The organism is Chryseobacterium sp. IT-36CA2 (assembly GCF_949767875.1).
Classification (GTDB): Bacteria; Bacteroidota; Bacteroidia; order Flavobacteriales; family Weeksellaceae; genus Chryseobacterium.
The window spans coordinates 1-5,927 of record NZ_CATKPG010000004.1; the positions used below are offsets into that span (position 1 = coordinate 1).

The window sequence follows — 5,927 nt, forward strand, 5'->3', positions numbered from 1 at the left end:
GGAAGTTTTCCAGTCTACTTCAGAGATATTACCATTAAATTTTTTATAAGAAGGATTATCAGAATTCTGATATTTAATTTTATAGCCAAATAGCTTCCCATTTAAAGCTGCCGGATCATTGATCTGGGTCATCCAGCCACGGATATTATATTTGTAATCAATCTGTTGAAGCGGAGAAGAAGCCGTTACTCCTCCCACCTTTTTAGATTCCAGCTGGGAAAGTTCATTGTATTTATTCTGAGCAAGAATTTCTATAGGATTACTATCTACCTGATGCTTGTGTACCAACAATCTGTTCTGATTATCGTATTCAAAAGTTTCTGTAATGACTCTTTCCACATCTGAATTTAACCGTTTATGTCTGGTAATGGTTTGTTGTGGTAATCCTGCAAAATCAAGTTTTGATTCTGTATGGGTATAACCTCCTAAATAGTTGATAGAATGGCTTCCAATAGCTCTTCCTTTCCTGTCGTAATAGGTATAGCTTTTTGTCCAGCCGTCATCCTCAATATTCTTTACAAAACTCATCACAGGTAGTCCTTTGGTGCTTCTCCCATCAGCCGTAGGGGTTTCTGTTAATAAAGTTTCTCCCTGAATACTTGTTGGAAAAGAAGGATTAAAGCTATACACTGGGTAGCTGTCATAATAGTTTACGGACAGAATATTTTCAGGAATAAAATAGACCGCGGTATAATAAATATTGATGCCATTTCTGAAAAACCCTGTAGAATGGCGAGCATCATAAATAACCAAATCCTTAATCTGGTTCTGGATTGTACTTCTGGTATCAGTTGAACTGAAGGTTCCTGTATAAGCCACTCTTCCAAACTGATCATATTTGGTCATCAGCCATTTGCCCAATCCTCGCATATTGGCATCCTGGGTAAGCATCAACCTATCAGCTTTATCATACACCATATATTCCCAGCCTTTGCCAGGAAGTTTTTTCTCAACAAGCCTGCCTCTGCCATCATAACGGTACTGGTAGCAAAATTCATCCTGTTTAGTAATATTAGCAACTATATCCCCTCTCATACTCCCCATAGGAGGCAGTACAAAAGCAAGCTGATCATATTCATTATAAACATAATAGGTACTGCTTCCATCCTCTTTTCTAACCATGATTACCTGGCCTCTCCCATTCTTGAATTCTATGGTTTTATTGCCATCCTCATCAATTACTGTATTTTTATACAACTGATTATCCGTGTACAGCCAATCTTCTGCAAGTACAGATTTAGTAGCTCCGTTTTCCCAGGTTGTAACGGTCGTAAATTTTCTTACTTCCTCAGTAGTCTTATTAGCATCATATTCAAATTTAACAGGTTTAGTACTCCAATCAGTACCTACCTGAATCTGCTGCTGAATTCTGTCTAAAGGTGAGTTCTCCAAAATTTTCTCAGAATAAATCTTTTCTGAACCATAAGGTGTACTGCTTACATTACTCAAGGGATCTGGGGTAATAGCTCCGTTTAAAGTTCCACCCTGAGGGATAGGGAGATACTCCTGAACCTGTCTTCCGAACTGGTCATATTTAATGGGAGTAACAACATCCCGTCCTAATGGAGATGCTTTTACATTGACAATTTGTTTTGGTCTTCCTAATCCATCAAAATACTGAACCGTTAAGGCGTTCTTTACACAAGCTGCATCCAGACAGGTCTTGCTGAAGATATAGTTTTCCGTTATGCTCGGTGTTATTTGTGCATGAAGAAAGCCTACTACAAAAAAGGCGCTTATGGGGGTAATTATTTTTTTCATCGTATTTAGTTTATTGGAAATGTGAAATCAAAATTTAAGTCCATGTTGTTAACCAATGATGGTGAAGCCGAACTAATTTTAGCAGTAATATTTCCATTACTATCAATTGTCAGTATCCATATACCATTTGAAAAAGTACCTGAAGATCTTTCACCTGAAGGAATACAATTTCCATTAATTTTCCCAATAATTACACCATTATCCCAAGACAAGTTATTATAATATCTGAAGCCCATTTGGATTCTAAAACTTGTTGTATTTGCTAAACTTATTGAACCATAATTAAATTGACTTATTCCGCTCCCTTTTGTTATTGAACAACTCATTGAAGTACAGCTCGCATTGACATTTGCAGCATTTTGCCCATTAGCATTGATATCATTTTGTGCTTGTTGATCTGCATCTGCCTGGCTTAGTAATGAGATATAAGTACTTTCAGGAACTGTATAAGTATACACACCAGGAATAACATTTGAACCACAATCGCTTTTTGTAAACGTTTGGTTTTTTGAGGAATTGTAATATCTTATTGGCGCATGATTATACACAAACTCCTTTATTATTTTGCCCTCATTATCTTTGATATTCTCTAGCCTATTTGAGGAATCATATTTATAAACTTCTCTGAGTCCAGAAGGTTGAATAATTGTTTTAACCCCTATCAATGGATCATAAGCATAAGTGGTAATTTTGAAATCTTTGAGTTCTGGTTTGTTTCTGAACCCATCAAGCTTCGAAATAAGCAGACCTTCACTAATTGGATCAATATCCAAATTTGATTTTTCAACTATTTCTAACTGCTGATAAGAAGTATTATTATTAGCATCTAGACCGAACGCTTGCATCACTTGAGAATAATTACCTCCTTCTACCTTAGCTATAGGCTGATTACTTTTATATCCCCAAATGATCGTTATTGGAGTACCTTCTTTAGTTGTATACTGCAATAAATTTCCTTTATCATACAAATCATAAGTTACTTCAGTAGAAGGTTGATTATTTGCAATATTGTATGACAAAACAGAAGTAGGATTTAAGTGGCTAATATTGTCATACTTAGTTTCTATTAATGAAGTTGTTTTTAAAGAACCATTGATAAGATTTCCAATAGTTTGTGTTTGTAAAGGAGTATTTAAGATATTAGCGTTAATTAATTTTGTATTACCTTTTTCAGTGGAGTATTGAATATTTTCAGCATTATATTTACCGTCAGGAAAAGTAACGGATTTTGATATAAGAAAATTGTTAGTATTATAATCCTGATTGCTAGTTGTTATTAATTCTTGTCCTGTAAGATAATCAATAGTTTTAGTTTTCGACAACAAACTCTCCTTTGAAAATATAGGATAATGTGCTACTACAGATACATCTCTTATACTATTAGGATCAGGATCACCCGCAGGTGCACTACCACCATTTGTCCAACCCTTACAAATATATAGATATTCGCTTATTGGAGAGAAAATGGTGCCGTAATAAATATTTGAATAACGAGTATCATATTCATTAATAACTTCTTGTAATTTCTGATTATTACTATTAGTAATTATTTGTGAAATTAACTTGCCATTTTCAATACCACTATTTTTGGTAGTAGGGATAGAAACGGGCAATTGATCTTGCCAAAAACGATAAAAGACATCAGGATTAATGTTATAGTTGGATATTATCCTTCCTTTTTCATTATTAGCATTATCTACTTGGATTTTTGTTACTTTGCCATAGCCTACATAGTCTCCTGAAGATAGAGATGATGCACTGTAATTATTTGAGGAATTAAAAGAAATTATTGTAGATGTTTCATATCCTCCGCTAGTAGAGTATTTCTTATTAACATATTCTTTTACTAGATCCAGTGGATTTGTTGAATATCCATTTTCATAAATAAATTTCACCTTATTTACCAAATTTGTATTAAAATCATAATTTGCCTGACTTTCTAATCTAACTCCCTTTCCTGTATTGATCGTAGATGGATTATAATTAGAAATTAAATTATCTGCATTGTGTAGCTCATAATTAAATACAGAATATCCTTGCGTTGGGTAAGTCATTTTTTTTAGAAGCCCACTGGTCACAAAATTGATATCAGAAGTTTTTTTATTATTATTTACACTTGTAATTGGCAATTGATTTAAATATGCTATTGAAAAATCAGTTGGTTTTGCAAAATAAGTTTGATTATTTAAAGCTCCATTATAATATCCCCAATAATCAACAGCATAAGAATCTTTTCTTGGAAGATTTTGTGGATTGTTGTAATCAAATCTATATTTTTCTAACTGATTTACAACTATATTTTTCAAAAACAGCCTTTTTTTCATTCTATCTTCATTATATGATGAAGTATCTGGATTTTGAAAATTATTATTGACGGCTACTGAATAATCATACTGAAAGTCAATGTTTTTAACAATTTGATTACTTACTTTATTTTTGACTATAAGATTATCCAATCTTCCAGTAGGAAAATCTTCTCTATTAGAATAAGAAAAATCAACAGATCCAAACTCCCCTGATATTTTTGAAACTAATAAATAATTCTGAGCACTATTATATGATGGGGTATTAGAGATAAAGTAGGAGTCTGAAGCTTGTTGAGTTTGGTAAGCATCTGACGATAAATTTGGAGGTCTGTACTTTGCAGCATACACATATTGTCCTCCCCAAAAAGTCGGGAGCCCACCACATCCAGGCGTCCATGTTGATTGAGAACCTCTATTATAATTCAAGTTTTTTGATTGTGGAATAAAGTTTATAACATTACTATATTCGCTATAATTGAAATTTACTATATATTGATTTTTATCAGTAATTTTTGTTAATACAAAATTTCTGTTAATGGTACCAAAGATTCTCACCTCTTCATTTCTTCCAAATTCGTACGTTATTCCATTGGGAGCTATTACTTTGAACACATTAGTAGGTTTATCAAATTTTATTTGATACCCTTTCTTCAAACAAGCAAATACTGGAGAAGATGAATTAATATCTTTATGATTGGAAATGAAGAATTCAATCTTCTCTCCAAATAGATTTAAAGTGAAAATATCTGGAGAACTATCATATTCTACCCAGTTCCCATAAGTATGAAAAATTCCATTAACAGGTAAATTATGGTATACAGAATAATAATAAGTATATTTTCCAATTTCAGGAGATTGAATATAGCCTGCAGGTTCTGACACTCCATCTTTAGTTTCTAGATACTGATCATTATAATTTAATACTCCCCAAGGAGTACTGGGCTGATAGTGTAGATCTATCTTTAATTTTTGTACAGCAGTATCAAAATCATCGCTTCCCAGTACCGATTGCACAATAGTAGGCATTCCCAAGTTCCATCCCAACCCTACGCTAGAGGCTTCATCCGAAACTTTAATTCCATTTCCAGAAGTATAGTCCAGATTTAAAGGAATTGTTATATCTCCATTTTGTATAGTGTATAAGGGAATTGTAGGAGAATTTGTTCCTGTAAATTCAGAATTTTGTATATCTCCGTACCTTAAAAAACTTGCTGTAGATGGAGATGTAGGAAAGTTTTTAAAATAATATGACAAGTCATTATTATTTTGTGAGTAGCTTTTAAAAAAACTAAATATTAAAATAACAGTTATTAAATTTTTCCTCATTTGTGTTTATTTCTTGATTAATTTTGCATTCGCAGTTTTATTCATATCAGTTTTTACAGTAACCAGATAAGCTCCCTGAATGAGTGTCTGGGTATTGATCTTGGTCACTTTATTCTTGGTTTTCAAGCTCTGAAGCTGTCTTCCAGACATATCATACAAAAGAATATCAGCATCCTTGAAGTCAAAGCCAATTTCTATGTAAGCATAGTCTGAAACAGGGTTCGGATAGATCTTGATATCGTACTTTTCAATCAACTGATCAACCTGTTTGTCTCCCAATTTCACAATTTTCCAGTTTTCTTTACCCAATTCTTCTGCACTGGTACCTGCCAGAATGATTGAACCATCTCTATTCAGTTTTAAATCAGAAAGCCTTTCTTCCTTCTTACTAGATTCTCCTTTTACATATTTTCTCCACTGTTCATTTCCATTTTGATCAAGGTAAAGCATCCAAAAAGTTTCATCATCGGTTTGTATTCTTCCCTCAGCCTGAGTATAACCTCCTAATAGAATTCCTTTGGAAGATTTATCATC

At 33.2% G+C, this 5,927-nt stretch carries 3 protein-coding genes; all 3 read right to left on the reverse strand.

Features of this window, described 5'->3' with window-relative positions:
• A partial coding sequence (locus ACM6F9_RS00760; protein WP_414843972.1) for a DUF6443 domain-containing protein occupies window positions 1–1,761 on the reverse strand: 1,761 nt, incomplete at its 3' end.
• 5 nt (window positions 1,762–1,766) lie between these two features.
• Window positions 1,767–5,393, reverse strand: a complete 3,627-nt coding sequence (locus ACM6F9_RS00765) for a DUF5977 domain-containing protein (RefSeq protein WP_414843973.1) — start codon at window positions 5,391–5,393, stop codon at window positions 1,767–1,769.
• A gap of 6 nt (window positions 5,394–5,399) precedes the next feature.
• Window positions 5,400–5,927 (reverse strand): T9SS type A sorting domain-containing protein (locus ACM6F9_RS00770; RefSeq protein ID WP_414843974.1); only part of this gene is annotated, 528 nt, incomplete at its 5' end.